14 protein-coding genes are annotated in these 14,629 nt (G+C 64.2%); 6 read left to right on the top strand and 8 right to left on the bottom strand.

Annotation, left to right across the window (positions count from 1 at the left end):
* Positions 1-63 precede the first annotated feature (63 nt).
* From V8V93_RS15120 to V8V93_RS15135, 4 genes are all read right to left on the bottom strand, one after another.
* A complete protein-coding gene (locus V8V93_RS15120) occupies positions 64-336 on the bottom strand; it encodes an HU family DNA-binding protein (protein WP_338667429.1) in 273 nt (90 codons plus the stop codon).
* Positions 337-497: 161 nt separating this feature from the next.
* Positions 498-1,238: a septal ring lytic transglycosylase RlpA family protein gene (locus V8V93_RS15125; protein WP_338667430.1), complete on the bottom strand. Its 741-nt coding sequence runs from the start codon at positions 1,236-1,238 to the stop codon at positions 498-500.
* Between the two features lie 137 nt (positions 1,239-1,375).
* The gene (aspA, locus tag V8V93_RS15130) at positions 1,376-2,785 is read right to left on the bottom strand and encodes an aspartate ammonia-lyase (protein ID WP_338667431.1); all 1,410 of its coding nucleotides are present in this window, start codon (positions 2,783-2,785) and stop codon (positions 1,376-1,378) included.
* Positions 2,782-3,870, bottom strand: a complete 1,089-nt coding sequence (locus tag V8V93_RS15135) for an aromatic amino acid transport family protein (protein ID WP_338667432.1) — start codon at positions 3,868-3,870, stop codon at positions 2,782-2,784. Before V8V93_RS15135 ends, aspA begins: the two co-directional genes overlap by 4 nt.
* A 309-nt stretch (positions 3,871-4,179) precedes the next feature.
* Between V8V93_RS15135 and V8V93_RS15140 the strand changes: the two genes are divergently transcribed.
* The 5 genes from V8V93_RS15140 to V8V93_RS15160 all read left to right on the top strand — a co-directional run bounded on the left by V8V93_RS15140 (position 4,180) and on the right by V8V93_RS15160 (position 10,187).
* Positions 4,180-5,124, top strand: coding sequence for a hypothetical protein (locus V8V93_RS15140; protein WP_338667433.1), 945 nt, complete (start codon positions 4,180-4,182; stop codon positions 5,122-5,124).
* 129 nt (positions 5,125-5,253) lie between these two features.
* Entirely contained in the window at positions 5,254-7,101 is a 1,848-nt protein-coding gene (typA, locus tag V8V93_RS15145) for a translational GTPase TypA (protein ID WP_338667434.1), read from the top strand.
* A gap of 225 nt (positions 7,102-7,326) precedes the next feature.
* On the top strand, positions 7,327-8,307 hold the full coding sequence (gene wtpA / locus V8V93_RS15150; protein ID WP_338667435.1) for a tungstate ABC transporter substrate-binding protein WtpA: 981 nt from the start codon (positions 7,327-7,329) through the stop codon (positions 8,305-8,307).
* 3 nt (positions 8,308-8,310) lie between these two features.
* Positions 8,311-9,138: an ABC transporter permease gene (locus tag V8V93_RS15155; protein ID WP_338667436.1), complete on the top strand. Its 828-nt coding sequence runs from the start codon at positions 8,311-8,313 to the stop codon at positions 9,136-9,138.
* Positions 9,135-10,187: an ABC transporter ATP-binding protein gene (locus V8V93_RS15160; RefSeq protein WP_338667437.1), complete on the top strand. Its 1,053-nt coding sequence runs from the start codon at positions 9,135-9,137 to the stop codon at positions 10,185-10,187. Before V8V93_RS15155 ends, V8V93_RS15160 begins: the two co-directional genes overlap by 4 nt.
* Here the strand turns inward: V8V93_RS15160 and V8V93_RS15165 are convergent.
* Together V8V93_RS15165 and V8V93_RS15170 are read right to left on the bottom strand one after the other, a co-directional pair.
* On the bottom strand, positions 10,184-11,122 hold the full coding sequence (locus V8V93_RS15165) for a multidrug resistance efflux transporter family protein (protein WP_338667438.1): 939 nt from the start codon (positions 11,120-11,122) through the stop codon (positions 10,184-10,186). The genes V8V93_RS15160 and V8V93_RS15165 overlap by 4 nt on opposite strands.
* A gap of 12 nt (positions 11,123-11,134) precedes the next feature.
* Positions 11,135-11,551, bottom strand: coding sequence for a YidH family protein (locus tag V8V93_RS15170; protein ID WP_338667439.1), 417 nt, complete (start codon positions 11,549-11,551; stop codon positions 11,135-11,137).
* 124 nt (positions 11,552-11,675) lie between these two features.
* Between V8V93_RS15170 and V8V93_RS15175 the strand changes: the two genes are divergently transcribed.
* The gene (locus V8V93_RS15175) at positions 11,676-12,605 is read left to right on the top strand and encodes a 4Fe-4S binding protein (RefSeq protein WP_338667441.1); all 930 of its coding nucleotides are present in this window, start codon (positions 11,676-11,678) and stop codon (positions 12,603-12,605) included.
* 81 nt (positions 12,606-12,686) lie between these two features.
* Here V8V93_RS15175 and V8V93_RS15180 read toward each other — a convergent pair whose 3' ends face one another.
* Positions 12,687-13,067, bottom strand: a complete 381-nt coding sequence (locus V8V93_RS15180; protein WP_338667442.1) for a pancreas/duodenum homeobox protein 1 — start codon at positions 13,065-13,067, stop codon at positions 12,687-12,689.
* A gap of 114 nt (positions 13,068-13,181) precedes the next feature.
* A complete protein-coding gene (locus V8V93_RS15185; protein ID WP_338667443.1) occupies positions 13,182-14,468 on the bottom strand; it encodes a DUF401 family protein in 1,287 nt (428 codons plus the stop codon).
* Between the last annotated feature and the right edge of the window lie 161 nt (positions 14,469-14,629).

Genomic DNA, 14,629 nt, shown 5'->3' on the forward strand with positions numbered 1-14,629 from the left:
GGCATAAGAAAAGCCCCCTTGGCTTCGGCCAAGGGGGCTTTTCTCTCAAAAACAGCCTCGCAGCTATTTTACGGCGTCTTTCAGGACCTTGCCGGGCTTGAACTGGGCGACCTTGCAGGCCGGGATGTTCAGAGCGGTGCCGGTGCGGGGGTTGCGTCCGGTGCGGGCCTTGCGCTCGCTCACGCTGAAAGTGCCGAAGCCGGTCAGGGTCAGTTTATTGCCGGCGGCCAATTCTTCCTGAATAGTCTCCAGGATGGCATTCATGGAGGCCTCGGCCTGGGCTTTGGAAGTGCCGATCTTTTCAGCGATCTTCGCTACGAGTTCAGCTTTGGTCATAAAAAACTCCTATAGTGGTTTATTGATACTATTTACATATGACACGCAAATACGTCTTTATGTCATACACTCTCGCCAAGGATATGGGAAGCCAAAAAAGCGCTGCCCACGGAAAGTTCATACACAAAACCGGGAAGCTATGCCACCACTTCGCATGAATTTCAACTGATAATATAACAGGTCGGGAATGCGCTTTTCAGGGCCTCCATGACACGCTCCGCCTGGTCGCGTGACTTGAAGCTCCCGGCCTGGACGATGTGCAGGATCTGGCCGTCGCGATCAACCACGGAGATGTTCGCTCCGCTGTAGCCCTGGGCCAGCAATTGCCTGTGCACGCGCAACGCATTGTCGCGCACGGCAAAGGCTCCGACGCGGACACTGTAGAGCTTGCCGGGCGTATCCGCAAGTCTCGTGGGCACGATGGTCGTATCCAGGGAGGTCACCCGGACCCGGGCCACGCCGGTCTGTACGGTGCCGAGCTTCCTGGCCGCGCCGTAGGACAGGTCGAGGATACGTTCGTTCACGAACGGGCCCCGGTCGTTGATGGTCAGGATCACGGTGCGGTTGTTCTCCAGGTTGGTCACCCGCACCCGGCTCCCCAGGGGCAGGGTCTTGTGGGCCGCGGACACGCCGTACATGTTGTAGGTCTGCCCGTTGGCCGTCTTCCTGCCATGGAAGTCCGCGCCGTACCAGGAGGCCAGGCCTACCTCGTCGTAGCCCGCGGCCGACTTCAGCGGATAGTAGGTCCTGCCCAGGACCGTGTACGGCTTGGTCTTGGCATCATACCGGCCATTCTTGGACGGCGGCGCGGAATAGACGTGCTGCGGATAGGGATTGACCGTACCGCACCCCGCCAGGGCCAGCAGGGCCGCCAGAGTGAACAGGGCTGTGAGATGACGCATGCTTCCTCCGTTTGCCCGAAGCAGGGAACGGGAGATTGTCTCGATTTTCTCTAAAAACCGTAGAGGAAGTGGGCGCAAAAAGCAACGGCCCGCCGCGCATCGTCACACACGGCGGGCCTTGATGGAGATCGGGCCGGTCAGGACCGGTGCACGTAGCGCGGCTTGACCATGTTCTCGGGCTTGAGGATGTCGTCCAACTCCTCGCGGCTGAGGTAGCCCTTTTCCAGGACGATTTCGTACACGGCCCCCCCCGTTTTCATTGCCTCCTTGGCAATCTCGGCGGCCTTCTCGTAGCCGATGTACGGATTCAGCGCCGTGACCAGGCCGATGGAGTGCTCGACCATCTCGCGGCACCGCTCGCGGTTGGCGGTGATGCCCAGGACGCACTTGTCGGCCAGGGTCAGGCAGGCGCGGCGGAGCATGTTCATGGACTGGAACAGGGAGTAGCCGATGACCGGTTCCATGACGTTGAGTTCCAGTTGTCCGGCCTCGCAGGCCATGGTCACGGTCATGTCGTGTCCCACCACGGTGAAGGCCACCTGGTTGACCACCTCGGGGATGACCGGATTGACCTTGCCCGGCATGATCGAGGAACCGGGCTGCATGGGCGGCAGATTGATCTCGTTCACGCCGCAGCGCGGGCCGCTGGAGAGCAGGCGCAGGTCGTTGCAGATCTTGGACAGCTTCACGGCAGCCCGCTTGAGCACGCCGGATAGCTGGACGTAGGCGCCCGTGTCCTGGGTGGCCTCCACCAGGTCCGGGGAGGAGACCAGTTGCAGGGTGGTCAGTTGGACGAGCTTTTCCGTGACCGTGCGGGCATAGTCCGGGTGGGAGTTGAGCCCGGTGCCGATGGCCGTGGCCCCCATGTTGATCTCGTGGACCAGGGCCTGGGCCTCGTCCAGCCGCTGGATGTCCTCGCCGATAGTTACGGCCCAGGCCGAGAACTCCTGGCCGAGCGTCATGGGCACGGCGTCCTGGAGTTGGGTGCGGCCCATCTTGATGACGTCGGCGAACTCATCGCCCTTGCGCCTGAAGGCCTTGCGCAGATAGTCCATGGCGTCGACGAGCTCGCGGATGTCCAGAATCAGGGCGATGTTCAGGGCCGACGGATAGACGTCGTTGGTGGACTGGGACATGTTCACGTGGTTCAACGGATGGAGATGCTCGTACTCCCCCCTGGCGTGGCCCAGATGCTCCAGGGCTCGGTTGCAGATGACCTCGTTGGCGTTCATGTTCGCCGAGGTGCCCGCCCCGCCCTGGACCACGTCGACCACGAACTGGTCGTGCAGCCTGCCGTCCAGGATGTCCTCGCAGGCCCGGCAGATGGCCCGGCTCTTGTCCTCGTCCAACAGCCCCAGGGAGGCGTTGGCCTCGGCCGCGGCCATCTTGATGTAGGCCAGGGCGTTGATCATCCGGGGGTAGTGGGACATGGGGATGCCCGAGATGTGAAAATTGTCCAGGGCGCGATGGGTCTGGACGCCGTAATAGGCGTCTTCGGGCACGGCCGCTTCGCCGAGGCTGTCGTGTTCAATCCGCATTTTGGTCATGGATTTCCTCCCTTAATGAAAACGGTGCGCGGACCAGTACTCCACGTCCGGGCTGATTTGCAACATGCCGGTCTCCTGGGCCAGCTCCACCAACAGCACGCAGACGAACCGCCGACCAGCAGCCAGCCCAGCCGCCGTGTCCGGGAGCCGGGCGCGCCCCGGCGCACGAGCAGCACACCGGGCAATATGCCGAACAGTGTGCCCACGCCGAACCCGCCGACCACGTTCAGGGCCTTGAGAAAGATGTCCGGATAGAGGGCTCCGATACCCACGGGCGGCAGAAAGGTCAGCAGCCAGATGGCCGTCCCGTTGCGCACCCGCTCGCCCGCCACGTCCTTGAGAAAGGCGGTCAGGGCCACGCCCGTGGCCATGTACGAGGTGGTCATGGCGACCACCGCGAACCCGATGGAGGCGTCCACGAACAGGGGCGATTTGATGAGTTGGTTGAGGGGCACGGTGGCGGGCACCCCGGCCTTGAAGGCCGCAATGATGGACACGCCGTCCGCCGACTCCATGGGCAGGGTGATCATCACGGCCACGGTCCACAGCAGGGTCATGAACGCGCCGATGCCGGACCCGAGCCAGATGGCCCTGGTGATGGCCCTGCGGTCGTGGTTCAGCGTCCGGCACAGGGTCGGGACCACGTTGTGGAAGTTGAAGGCCGTGACCAGGATGGGTAGCCCCGAGGTGAAGAAGGTCAGGTCCCCGGCCGACAGGTCCGCCCTGCGGAAATGGGGCACGACCAGGACCAGCAGAGCCCCGAACAAGAGCCACATGACGGTCGTGAGCACGGCGTTGGACCGCCGGAGCACCGCGCTGCCGAAGGAGGCCAGGAGCGTGGCCGCGCAGAAGTAGATGAGCAGCCAGCCCCACTCCGGGATGCCGAGATCGCAGGAGCCGGCCGCCACCGAGGCGACCCCGGCCAGGTAGGCCGTGAGCAGCCCGTACAGGATGACCAGGTTGGCGGCCACGGAGAGCCATTTGCCGCAGGGGCCGAGCACGGCCTCGAAAAAGGTGGGCAGGTCCGCGCTCTCGTTCTCCCGGAGGAACGGCTGGCGGGCGATGACCAGGCCGGTGGAGGTCATGATCCCACATGGCCAGGGCCCCCAGCACGGCGGGCAGGAATCCCGAGGGGCCGAGGTTGACGGGCAGGGCCAGGATGCCCGCCCCGACCATGTTGCCGGTGACGATCAACGCCGTGGTCGCCATCCGGCCGGCCGAAGGGACTCCGCCGCCCACGGGGCCGTCCGCCCCACCCCGATCGATCCTGCTGCTCAGCATCCTGCCATCCTTTCTCCGAACCGGCGCGAACGGCCTGTACGGCGGCATTTCCGGCCAATTTTCGGCGACGATATTACCATTGCAATATCCATTCAAACATGTAAAGCATCGGCATGCCTTCGCTCGCCGCCATCCTGAGGGCTTTTGCCATTGTCCTTGCCTCGACCTGCCTTTCCGCGCTTCCCGGACATGCCCAAACCGGCACACCGGTGACCGTGACCGCCAACGCCCCGATCATCAAGGCGTACCGGGAAATCCTGTCGCGCTTCGACGGCGACCCCCTCAAGGTGACCCCGGACCTGCCGCCCGGACGGTACGACCGGACCGCGGTCGAGATGGTCATCGTCGTCAGGGCCCTGCGCCTGGGCGGCCTGGACAGGCCCATCGCCTTCGTCAAGGCGAGCAATGCCCGGCGCGCCGTGGAGGAGGTCCTCTGCGGCAACGCGGTCATGACCGGCCAGCAGCTCGACGCCTCCGTGCTCAACGACTGGCAAGACATCAAGGACCTGTACCTCAGCGATCCCGTAACCCCTGTAAGCGAATTTCACAAGCTATTCTACTGTCTTCCGGAAAACAAAAAGGTGCTTGCCGCGCGCAGCGTGGAGGAATTGAACCGCGCCGGGCGCGGCATCATCGGCACGGTATGGGAAAACGACCGGCGGATCCTCAACGACATGGGGATCACCAACCTGACCCAGGCGCCGACCTTCCCGAGCCTGATCAAGATGATCCTGGCGGGCCGGGCGGACTGGATTCCCATGGAGGCCAGCAACCAGCCGGGCATGGAGAGGATCATGGAGGGAAGACGGTTCGTGCCCGTGCCGGGCATCCGCTTCTCGCTCATCGAGAGCCGCCATTTCATGGTCTCGCGCTCCGCTCCCGACGGCGAGGAGATTTTCACCGCCCTGCAAAAGGGGCTCCGGCAGCTTCGCCGCCAGGGATTCATCCGCGCCATGCTCGATGCCACGGGCTTCCACGAGACGGACCGGCTGGGCTGGCAAACCCTGAACCGGGACGCCGTGGACCGGTGCCGCGCCCGGTCCTCTTCCGCGAAATAGCCCGTCCCGCCCCGGCCCGAATGCCCGGCCTTTTCCCGGCCGACGCGAAATCTCCTCTTGCCAGCCGACCCGCTTTCGGTTAACCGCTTCCCTGCGCACTTGCGCCTATTACATATTATCGGAGAAACCATGAGCAACAAAGTATACAACAACGGACTTCGCAATATCGCCATCATCGCCCACGTCGACCATGGCAAAACCACCCTGGTGGACGGCATGTTCAAGCAATCGGGCCTCTTCCGCGAGGGCCAGGACGTGAGCGAGCGCATCATGGACTCCATGGACCTGGAGCGGGAGCGCGGCATCACCATCGCCGCCAAGAACTGTTCCGTCTCCTGGAAGGGCACCAAGATCAACATCATCGACACCCCCGGCCACGCCGACTTCGGCGGCGAGGTGGAGCGTTCCCTGTCCATGGCCGACGGCGCCATCCTCCTGGTGGACGCCTCCGAAGGCCCGCTCCCCCAGACCCGTTTCGTGCTGAAGAAGGCCCTGGAGCAGAATCTTTCCCTGATGGTGGTCATCAACAAGGTCGACCGCCAGGACGCCCGCCCGGACGAAGTGCTCAACGAAATCTACGACCTGTTCATCGATCTGGACGCGAGCGAGGACCAGCTCGACTTCCCCCTGCTCTACGCCATCGGGCGCGACGGCATCGCCATGGAGTCCCCGGACGAGCGCGGCGAGAACCTGCACATTCTCCTCGACATGATCGTGGACCACGTGCCCGGCCCGGTGCACGACCCGGACGAGCCCTTCCAGATGCTCGTCTCCGACCTGTCCTACTCCGACTACGTGGGCCGGCTGGCCATCGGCAAGGTCCACCACGGCGTGGCCAAGTCCAACGACCAGCTCCTGTGCATCGCCGACGGCGGCCGGACCGTGCCGCTCAAGGTGACCAAGCTCCAGACCTACGACGGCCTCCAGGTGGTCCCCACCGACACCTGCGAACCCGGCGACATCGTCGTCATCGCGGGCATCGAAGACGTGCACATCGGCGACACCATCTGCACCAAGGAAGACCCCAGGGCCCTGCCCCGCATCACCGTGGACGAACCCACCGTGTCCATGCGCTTCGGCATCAACACCTCGCCCCTGGCGGGCCAGGAGGGCAAGCTGGTCCAGACCAACAAGATCCGCGAACGGCTGCACAAGGAGACCCTGCTCAATGTGGCCATCCAGGTGGAGGACACCGAAGGCCGGGAAGCCTACCTGGTCAAAGGACGCGGCGAGTTCCAGATGGCCATCCTGGTGGAACAGATGCGCCGCGAGGGATTCGAGCTCTCCGTGGGCCGTCCCGAGGTCATCCTCAAGTACGAGGACGGCCAGAAGCTGGAGCCCATCGAGCACCTCTACGTAGACTGCGACGAGAGCTTCATGGGCATCGTCACCGAGAAGATCCAGATCCGCAAGGGCCGCATGACCAACATGGTCAACCACGGCACCGGCCGGGTCCGCCTGGAGTTCTCGGTCCCGTCCCGCGCGCTCATCGGCTACCGCGACGAATTCCTGACCGACACCAAGGGCACGGGCATCATGAACTCCTACCTCGAGGGGTACGGCGAATACCGGGGCGAGTTCACCTCCCGGTACACCGGCTCCCTGGTGGCCGACCGCTCCGGCAAGGCCGTGGCCTACGGCCTGTTCAACCTGGAGCCGCGCGGCCGCATCTTCGTGGTCCCCGGCGATCCGATCTACGAGGGCATGATCATCGGCGAGCACAATCGGGAAAACGACATCAACGTCAACCCGGCCAAGGAAAAGAAGCTGACCAACATGCGCGCCTCGGGCAAGGACGAGGCCGTGGTCCTCACCCCGGTCAAGCCCATGACCCTGGAATACGCCCTGAACTTCATCAAGGACGATGAGGAAGTGGAGGTCACTCCCGTGTCCATCCGGCTGCGCAAGACCGAGCTCTCGGCCCTGGTGCGGCATCGTGAGGAAGGGAAGAAGAAAAAGGGCAAGGAAAACGGCTAAAAATAACATAATGCCAACAGGAAAGGCTGCGTTTCGGCGCAGCCTTTTTTTGTGCCGAAGCCTTGGGGAGGGATGCCTCAACGACCGTTTTCGGTGGCCGAAAATGACCCGAAATCGCACCATAATGGTATAAATTGACTGAACAATTGACACATTGTTCAGAGGTGAGCATAATCTGCGATAGGTTACTGAAAACCGCATTCCAATCTTGCAAGGAGAGTGACAATGTCTTACCGCATCACCGCATTCATGGCCTGCCTGGCCATGGCCCTGGTCCTGCTCGTGGCACCTGGCGCCGCCCAGGCCGAGCCGTCCGGCAAACTGATCATCTTCCACGCGGGCAGCCTGTCCGTGCCCTTCGCCGCCATTGAAAAGAACTTCGAAGCCAAGTATCCCAAGGTGGACGTCCTGCGCGAGGCAGGCGGCTCCACCAAGATGGCCCGGCTGATCTCCGAGGTAGGCAAGCCCGCCGACATCATGGCCTCGGCCGATTACGTGGTCATCGACAAGACCCTGATCCCCAAGTTCGCCTCATGGAACGTGCGCTTCGCATCCAACCAGATGGTCCTGTGCTACACGGACAAGTCCAAGTTCGCCGATGAAATCAACTCGGACAACTGGGCCGACATCCTGCTGCGCAAGGGCGTGGTCTGGGGCCATTCCGACCCCAACCTTGATCCATGCGGCTACCGCTCCCTCATGGTCCTGCAACTGGCCGAGAAATTTTACAATCGGCCCGGCCTGTACGAAAAGCTCCTGGCCAACCGGCCCGAAAAGAACATCCGGCCCAAGTCCGTGGAACTCATTTCCCTGCTGCAGGCCGGGCACATGGACTACGCCTGGGAATACCTGTCCGTGGCCGTGCAGCACGACCTCAAATACGTCACCCTGGACAACCACCTGAACCTGAGCGACATGGCCATGAACGACTTCTACGCCAGCGCCAAGGTCCAGGTCACCGGCAAGAAGCCCGGCACCTTCATCGAGCGCACGGGCAAGTCCATCACCTACGGCATCACCAAGATAGACAAGGCCCCGAACCCCGAGGCGGCCGATGCCTTCCTGGCCTACCTGTTCGATCCCGAGGGCGGCCTGAAGATCCTCAAGGAAATGGGGCAGCCGCCATTCGTTCCGGTGCGCACCACCGCCGCCGGCATGGCCAAGATGCCCGCGTCCCTCAAGCCCCTGGTGACCGTCTCCGAATAACCCATGCCCGAAACGACCCTCCGGGGAGGGAGCGGCTTCATGCGCTCCTTCTCCGGCCGCATATTCCACGGATGGATGCTCGCCTCGGCGGCCCTGGTCCTGCTGTTCATCGGCCTGCCCATGCTGAGCACCCTGGCCAGCCCGACCTGGGACGTCTTTGTCGAGACTCTGGGCGACAAGGACGTCATGGCCTCGGTCTGGCTGTCCATGTCCACCTCGGCCACCGCCGCGGCCATCGCCTTCGTCTTCGGCACCCCGCTCGCCTACCTGCTCGCGCGCAACGAGTTCCCCGGCAAGAAGGTGGTCGAGAGCCTGGTGGATTTGCCGATCATGATCCCCCACCCGGTGGTGGGCATCGCCCTGCTCGGCCTGACCAGTCCGAACACCGCCTTCGGGCAGATGCTGCAATCCATGGGCATCGAGATCATGGGCACCACCACGGGCATCGTGGCCGTGCTCGTGTTCGTGGGCGTGCCCTTCTACGTGAACGCCGCCAAGTCGGGCATGGAGTCCATCCCCCGGCGGCTGGAGAACGTCTCGCGCTCGCTGGGGGCCGGGGCCGCAGCCACCTTTTTCCGCATCACCCTGCCCCTGTGCTGGCGCTACATGCTGGTCGGCATGATCATGTGCATGGCCCGCGCCCTGTCCGAATTCGGGGCTATCATCATCGTGGCCTACCACCCCATGGTCGCCCCGGTGCTCATGTACGAGCGGTTCACGGCCTACGGCCTGCAATACTCCCAGCCCGTGGCCGTCATCCTCATCCTGGTCAGCATGGTCTTCTTCCTGCTGCTCCGGACCCTGTCGCTGCCCAAGGGGAACAATTCGTGATCCGCCTGACCGACCTGACCCTCCGCTATCCCGGCTTCACCCTGGATCACGTCTCCCTGCACGTCCGGCCCGGCGAATTTTTCGCCCTCATGGGCTCCACCGGCTCGGGCAAGACCCTGGTCCTGGAGTCCGTGGCCGGGCTGACGAAACTCGACGAGGGAACCGTGGCCATCGGCGGCCGCGACGTGACCCGCCTGGCGCCCGAGGAGCGCAATGTCAGCCTGGTCTACCAGGACCACGCCCTGTTCCCGCACCTGAGCGTGCTGCAAAACGTCCTGTACGGCCAGCGCTACCACGGCATCAACAAAGAGGACGGCCGGCGCGAGGCCCGGGACCTGCTCGCCGCCCTGAGCCTGTCACGCCTGGAAAACCGGCGGCCCGAGCACCTGTCCGGCGGGGAGAAACAGCGCACGGCACTGGCCCGCGCCCTGGCCTGCCGCCCGGACGTGGTCCTGCTGGACGAGCCCCTCTCCTCCCTGGACCCCCAGTTCCGGGGCGAGTTGCGCCGGACCCTGAAAAACGTACACGAGACCACCCGGACCACCTTCCTGATGGTCACCCACGATTTCACGGACGCCATGATCCTGGCCGAGCGCGGCGCGGTCATCAAGGACGGCCGCCTGCACCAGCAGGACACGGTGGCCAACATCTTCCGCCGCCCGGCCACGCCGTTCACCGCCTCCTTCGTGGGCATGACCAACGTGTTCCCGGCCAGCTACTCGGAGGGATGCTGCACCTTCGCGGGGCACGCCTTCGAAGGTCTGCCCGAGTTGCCCGCATGGTCCTTGGGCTTCGCGGCCCTGCGGCCCGAAGACGTGTTTGTGGGGAGTGTCGAGGATTTCCCGAAGGACTGGCATGTCCTGCGGGGGACCGTGGAGCGCGTGGAGCGCGAGGGGTTCACCTGGACCGCCGTTGTCCGCTGCGGCGACCAGGCCGTGACCGCCCTGGTGGACCGGCACATGGTCCTCAGCCGGGGCCTGGAAAGCGGTTCGCAGGTGACCGTCGGCTTTGCCGGGGAACACCTCCACCACATGCCCGAAACGAACTAAGTCCGGCTCTGCACCGTGATATAGAGCATCAGCCCGCCCATGGTCAGCCCGATGCCGAGCCAGCCCATGAGGCCTGGCATGACGTGCCCCAACAGGATGGCTTCGCCCGCCAGGGAAAAGACCACCTCCATGGACTGGGTGCAGTCGGCCGCGGCCAGCTCGGCCGTGGAACCGGCCGTGTTCCGTGCCACCAGGAACAGGCTGGTGGCCACTACCCCCGAACAGGCCGCGACGATGGCCGTCTGGATCAACTGACCCGTGGACGGGGGCGGCGGCGCGGTGACCGCGATGAGTGCGAACCACAGGGGCAGCGAGCCGATGGTCAGAAGCAGCACCCGGCAGAAGGGATCGTCCATGGCCGGGTGGTCGATGTGCGGCAGGAACCGCTTCTCGCCCCGCCGCGCCTCCCAGACCAACTGGTTGCCGAAGGGATAGGCGAAGGCCGCCACCAGCACGGGCAGGGCACCCAGCAGGACCTCGTGCAGGCCGGACTCGGTGGCCTGCTCCAGGTTGATCAGGACCACGCCCGCGAAGATCAGCAGCGTCAGGGCCAGTGCCCCCAGCGGCACCCTGCGGCCGAAGCCGAGCAGGACCAGGGGGGCGGCCAGGATGGTGGTCTGCCAGGTGGCCGCGACGACCCAGCCCGGGGCGAAGACCGAACTGAAGGTGATCAGGGCGTAGAACACGCCGAACCCGACGCTCCCTGCAACCGTCCAGAACACCCAGTGCCGGGCGAAGAGCCGGACCGAGTCCGCGGCCAGCCGCCCCTTGCCCGTGGCCGCCAGCCAGCCGAAGAGCATGACCAGCATCCAGAAATAGCGCAGGGACGCGGACCAGACCCAATGCCCGCCCTCCAGGCTCATGGCCCGGTTGAGCACGAAGGTGGAGGAAAAGAAGAGCGCGGCGAGCACGCCCAGGAAGATGATGCGGAACATGGACGTGACCGGCTAGACGATAAACAGGTAGATGACGGCGCTGGCCATGATCACGCTGAACAGGACCAGTTCGGGGATCGCATAGAGATCGCCGGAGTCGAAGCCCAGTTCCTTTTCGAGGCGATAGTACCGAATGGCCGCGAAGATCACCAGCACCGGGCCGCCCACAAAGGCGAACTTGCCGAGCTCGGCCAGATCCGAGACCACCTGCGCGGGCGCGGCGGCTTTCTGCAGGGCCACGAAGGTATCGACCTTTTCCAGCAGGAAGCCGAAGGTCATGAAGGCCAGGGCCGTCCGGCACCAGGCCAGGAAGGTCCGCCGATTGGCCAGCCGGGTGCGCTTCACGGCCATGTCGCAGCGCTCGCGGGCCAAGACGTTGCGTTCGCAGGCCAGTTCGGTGCGCAAATCCTCGGAACGGTTGTCAGTCATCTGTTGCCTCCGCAGCACGACCTACCAGATTCTTTGCCGAATGTCCCGGCCCTGGCGTTGACATTGTCGCTTCAGCCGGTATTATCATCATACTTGTTACACACATACCGGGCAAGAATCGACCATGAAAGCACCCTTCGTCAAGCAATCGACCCGCGACTACTACCGCGCATGCCGCGAAAACGGCATGTCCCTGTTCGAATTCATCCACGGCTACGTCTACGGGCGGTGGTGCTACCACTACATCGGCCTGGCCGGGGACAAGGACCCGTGGTGGCGCTGGCTGTGGGTTCCGCTGGTCCTCATCATCGACCGGGTCCACCCGTTCACCGAGAACGACGCGCACCGCTCCGGAGACCCGGACCAGACCAAACCCACCTGGAGCGATGCCTACCACGGCAAGCCGCTGCCGCTGAACGAGGCCACCAAGCTGATCCGCCTCGACCGGCCGGTGAACACCGCCCTGCCCGAGACCGTCCTGCCCTACACCCGGGCGCGCGACCTCATCCTGGACAACCCGGAAAAGATCGTCCTCCTGGACTGCCCCTGCCGCGCGGGCATGAAGAACCCGTGCACGCCCACGGACGTCTGCATCCTCATCGGCGATCCCTTCGCCACCTTCATGCTCGAACACCACCCGGACAAGACGCGGGCCATCACCGCGGACGAGGCCGTGGCCGTGGTCAAGGCCGAGCAGGCTCGCGGCCACGTGTCCCACGCCTTTTTCAAGGACGTGGCCCTCGGCAAGTTCTACGCCATCTGCAACTGTTGCGCCTGCTGCTGCGGGGCCATGAAGGCCCACGCCATGGGCATCCCCATGCTCTGCTCGTCGGGCTACCTCGCCCAGGTGGACCAGGATTTGTGCACGAAGTGCGGCACCTGCGCCCAGAAATGCCAGTTCAAGGCCATCGGCTTCAACAAGGAAGGCGCCTACATCCGCGAGGACCGCTGCATGGGCTGCGGCGTGTGCACGTTGTCTTGCAGCAAGGACGCCATCACCTTGCGGCTGGCCCCCGAAAAGGGAGAGCCCCTCAAGGTCGACGCCCTGCATTAGCGGTTTAATCCCGAATCCCGGTATGCGGGCACGAAAAAAGGCGCTTGAAGCGCCTTTTTTCGTGCCCGTGGCTTGAATGCGTCAGGCCAGGGTGATGGTCAGCGGGATGATGTGGAGTTCGCGGGAGATTTCGCGGGTGTTGCCGAACTTCCAGTCGGCGGACGGGGCTCCGGCGGCCTGGGCCACGGCTTCGGCAATGCCGCTTACGTTGATGACCGGATGCCGGGAGAAGACCTGGGGCAGGCCGTAGGTCAGGTTGCAGGCCAGGCACTTGCCGGGGCGCTGGGTGAGCTTGAGCTCGAAGTCCAGGTCCTGGCCCCGGCTCCCCGCAAAGGCCAGGGCGATGTCGTAGCTGCCTTCCTCGGCGTCGCCGAACAGGGCCTCGAAAAACGCCTCGGTGCGCTCGGGCGGGAAGATGGCCTGCAAGGTGTCCTCGGTAAAGATATGGCCGTATGGGCTCATGAACGGTCCCCCAAAAGCAAATGGTTTGCTGGAACGCCTACTCGGGCAAGGCCACGTGTGTACCTAAAAACCCCGCACCGGGCAAGACTCTCCGGCGCGGGTTCCCTGGCATGGCTAAACGTAGAGGAAGAAGAGGGCCACCCCCGAGGCCAGGAAGACGAGGCACGGGGCCACCACCTTACGCCAGGTCCGGCCCAGGTCGCACTGGAAGTATTCGCAGGTCAGGATGAAGCAGATGTGGATGGGCGAGATCATCACGCCGGTGAAGCCGCAGAAGGTGGCCAGGACTATGTAGGGCACGGTCTGGTCCTGCATGCCCAGCGAGGAGAGCACGCCGAGCAGCAGCGGGAAGGTCGCGCCGACAAAGGCCACATTGATGCCCGCGACCATGCCCACCAGGAACGGCAGGAACGCGGCCGAGGCGAACAAGGCCGCGTCGCCGCCCGCCACACGTGCCATTTCCTGAACAACGCCCGCTCCCTGGAGAATGTCCTTGAAGATGAAGATGGCGCAGATGACCGAGATCATGGACCACAGGGAGCGCTTGGACAGCACCTTACGCAGAAAGTTCAGGCCGAGCTGGGTGTTCTGGACCATGACGCAAACCACGGCGGCGGCCAGGGCCGCGACCACGCCGAACTCGAAGGGGATGGACGGTGCAAGCGCGGCGATGGAGGTCTCAAGCCCGATGGCCCCGACGATGGCGATGAGCAGGGGCAGCCCTTCCCGGAGAGCCGCGGATTTGCTCCGGGTGGTCAGGGGCATGGGCACGGTCAGGTCCTTGGCGCCGAGCACGCCGGGCCGCAGGAAGAAGAACCAGCCGGTCAAAAGCATGATCGGAGTGGCGGGCCAGGTGTAGGAGACGAGGTCGATGATCTGGAGGTCGGCCAGAGCCAGGGTCAGGATGATGCCGGGATACAGCGGCCAGATCAACTCCCAGACGTGGCGGAACCAGTAATTGAGCACGGCCCGGTCCGAGTTGCTGATGCGCATGTCCTCGGACACGGTCTTGATCATGGGCGCGGAAAAGACCGCGCCGCCGGGCATGGGCAGCAGCCCGATGAGGGCGGGGAAAAAGACGAGCCGGAGCCTCGGGCTGGTCAGGAAGCCGGACAGGGCCTCCATGAGCCGCTTGGACTGGCCGGACCGCTCCATGGCGTCGCTCAGGATCAGGATGAGGCCGACGATGGCGGCCAGGAACAGGAACTTGTCCTGGGTCAGGGCCAGGGCGCCTGTCTTGACGATGGGCAGCACGCCCATGCCGAAGAGCAGCCCCATGGCCACGCCGCCCAGAAGGATGGACAGCCCCAGGCCGATGCGCAGGCGCATGCCCGCGAGCATGAGCAGAAAGGAGAAGAGGACCTTGAGAAAGGGAGCGAGAGTGACGAACAGCGAATCCATGCGAAAATTCCTTGTGCGTAGGGATGAAGACGGCGTCGGGGACCGGACCAGCTTCCGTTCTTCGGGATCAAAATGCAAGCAAAAGCCGCAGCCTTGTCCGGGACCGAGGAAGCCGGAAAGGATTCCGGCCCCTTGCCCGGACCGCCGCATTGCGTTACAGA

Origin of the sequence: Pseudodesulfovibrio sp. 5S69, from assembly GCF_037094465.1 — a bacterium.
GTDB classification, from domain to species: domain Bacteria; phylum Desulfobacterota; class Desulfovibrionia; order Desulfovibrionales; family Desulfovibrionaceae; genus Pseudodesulfovibrio; species Pseudodesulfovibrio methanolicus.

Excerpts from the sequence above, each read along its gene's own strand:
- V8V93_RS15155 (WP_338667436.1), top strand. The coding sequence starts at position 8,311 with ATGCCCGAAACGACCCTCCGGGGAGGGAGCGGCTTCATGCGCTCCTTC.
- typA (WP_338667434.1), top strand. The coding sequence starts at position 5,254 with ATGAGCAACAAAGTATACAACAACGGACTTCGCAATATCGCCATCATC.
- V8V93_RS15135 (WP_338667432.1), bottom strand. The coding sequence starts at position 3,870 with ATGACCTCCACCGGCCTGGTCATCGCCCGCCAGCCGTTCCTCCGGGAG.
- V8V93_RS15175 (WP_338667441.1), top strand. The coding sequence starts at position 11,676 with ATGAAAGCACCCTTCGTCAAGCAATCGACCCGCGACTACTACCGCGCA.
- V8V93_RS15165 (WP_338667438.1), bottom strand. The coding sequence starts at position 11,122 with ATGTTCCGCATCATCTTCCTGGGCGTGCTCGCCGCGCTCTTCTTTTCC.
- aspA (WP_338667431.1), bottom strand. The coding sequence starts at position 2,785 with ATGACCAAAATGCGGATTGAACACGACAGCCTCGGCGAAGCGGCCGTG.
- V8V93_RS15170 (WP_338667439.1), bottom strand. The coding sequence starts at position 11,551 with ATGACTGACAACCGTTCCGAGGATTTGCGCACCGAACTGGCCTGCGAA.
- V8V93_RS15180 (WP_338667442.1), bottom strand. The coding sequence starts at position 13,067 with ATGAGCCCATACGGCCATATCTTTACCGAGGACACCTTGCAGGCCATC.
- V8V93_RS15185 (WP_338667443.1), bottom strand. The coding sequence starts at position 14,468 with ATGGATTCGCTGTTCGTCACTCTCGCTCCCTTTCTCAAGGTCCTCTTC.
- V8V93_RS15140 (WP_338667433.1), top strand. The coding sequence starts at position 4,180 with ATGCCTTCGCTCGCCGCCATCCTGAGGGCTTTTGCCATTGTCCTTGCC.
- V8V93_RS15120 (WP_338667429.1), bottom strand. The coding sequence starts at position 336 with ATGACCAAAGCTGAACTCGTAGCGAAGATCGCTGAAAAGATCGGCACT.
- wtpA (WP_338667435.1), top strand. The coding sequence starts at position 7,327 with ATGTCTTACCGCATCACCGCATTCATGGCCTGCCTGGCCATGGCCCTG.
- V8V93_RS15125 (WP_338667430.1), bottom strand. The coding sequence starts at position 1,238 with ATGCGTCATCTCACAGCCCTGTTCACTCTGGCGGCCCTGCTGGCCCTG.